This window comes from Mesorhizobium sp. P3_A9, from assembly GCF_056402975.1.
The window spans coordinates 1-1,799 of record NZ_JBFUGJ010000631.1; the positions used below are offsets into that span (position 1 = coordinate 1).

2 protein-coding genes are annotated in these 1,799 nt (G+C 61.1%); one reads left to right on the forward strand and one right to left on the reverse strand.

All coding sequences use genetic code 11. The features are described from left to right. A partial coding sequence (locus AC1DX0_RS35435; protein WP_477359110.1) for a hypothetical protein occupies positions 1-206 on the reverse strand: 206 nt, incomplete at its 3' end. On the opposite strand from AC1DX0_RS35435, the gene AC1DX0_RS35440 reads away from it, so the two are divergent. Further along, on the forward strand, positions 187-1,799 hold a 1,613-nt coding region (locus tag AC1DX0_RS35440; protein ID WP_477359113.1), incomplete at its 3' end, for a COG3904 family protein. The two genes, AC1DX0_RS35435 and AC1DX0_RS35440, sit on opposite strands and share 20 nt — an antisense overlap.

The window sequence follows — 1,799 nt, forward strand, 5'->3', positions numbered from 1 at the left end:
CTTTTTTGTTTGCTTGCCGTGCAGAACAAGTCTTGCGCGGTTGTTTCGAAGCTATTGCAAGCACCGTTGCCGCAACTATTATAGGTTGCGTCGAAGGGGCTTTTGCCAAGAGTGGTTTTGGGGCGTCGTTCAAACAATACCGCAAGTTGGTGGCGTGCGCTGGCTCGGCTGGTGCCGGTGCTTGCGATGATGATGGTTGCCTTCACCGCGAAGGCCGATAACTCAGCCGACCCGAAAACATGGAATCCCGATACCTGGTACCTTCAGCATCTTCTGTCCGATGGTCTCTCGGAGATGCAATTTGTCGTCGTCCGCAGCAACGCGGCTGGCTGCGAGCCCAACTGTCCGGAATGGATTTCAGCTGAAGGCGCCATCGAAGCCGGAACGCCGGCCAAGCTCAAGCGTATATTGAAGACGCTCGGTCGCCGCCACCTGCCCATCATCATCAGTTCTCCCGGCGGCAGCGTCGACGCCGCTCTCCAGCTCGGCCGAATAATCCGCAAGAACAAACTCGATGTAGCCGTCGGTGTCACCAAATTCTCCGGCTGTCAGCCGGGGATGGACCTTTGCCGGGCCGACAACGGCAAGGGYACYGCCTATTTCGGCGTYGCGTCYGAYGGCGGYGCCATGTGYAAYTCCGCCTGTCCGCTGATGTTTGCCGGAGGTGTCCAACGCCTGGTCGGGCGATGGGCTTATCTGGGCGTCCACCAGATCACCACGACATTCCAACGCCAGCAGGTCTACTACCGCACCACGTACAGAATTGTGCGTGGCAGGAAGAAGATTATCAGCAGCAAGATCATCAGCCGTACGAATGCCGGCACCTACAAGACCTACGAGATGAGCAAGGCGGTTGAAAGGAAGCTGTCGGCCTATCTCACGGAAATGGGAGTGGGGCAGGGTGTTCTCGAGGTCATGAAAGCCACACCCGCGGGTGACATCCGCCAGGTCGCCCTCGACGACATGACCACGATGAAGCTGGTCACCAGCAAGGGCACTGTCGACCTGCTTATATGGGCGGGCATATGCCGGCGAAGTCCGGCGCCGACGAACTGCAGGGAAATCCCTGCAAACGACAAGCCGGCCGCCGTGGCGGCGATTGAGGCTAAGCCCGCCCCCTCCCAACCGGCTCAAGTCTCACTTTCGCAGCCTGCCAAGGCAGCACCAATCCGGCCCATGAAGGCAGTACTGACCCAGCCTGCCAAGGCTCCGCCCTCCAAGCCGTTCTGGGCAGCGCCAGGAAATGGGGCGCCGGAGATGCGCTTTATGGTCGTTCGCGGCAGCGACGCGCTCTGCAATCCCGACTGCCCGGAATGGATCTCGGCCGAAGGCGCAATCACGCCTCAGGCCCCGCAGAGGCTTGGCCAGTTGCTCGCCATGCTTGGCAAAAGGCGGCTGCCCGTTGTGATCAGCTCACGGGGAGGCGACCTGTTCAGCGCTTTGAGGGTGGGTCGGCTCATCCGGGAACGGGCGCTCGACGTCGCGGTCGCCCGCACCAATATCACCGGCTGCGATCCGGTAGGCGGAGCTTGCTTGGCCGACAACGGCGCCTATGTCGGGCTGATCAGCGATTTTGGCGTGGAGTGCGATTCAGCCTGCGCGCTCGTGCTTGCCGGCGGCGCCAAGCGGCTGGTCGATCCCGAGGCTCGGCTCAGCATGTACACAATGGGGCAGAAGCGGGTAGTCAAAACCTACCTGGAAGAGATGGGGATCAATGCCGGTCTGTTCGCGGCGCTCGAGCAGCGCTCGGTCGAGCGCCAGCTCGAACCCGACATGATGCTGAGGGTTGGATTGATCAC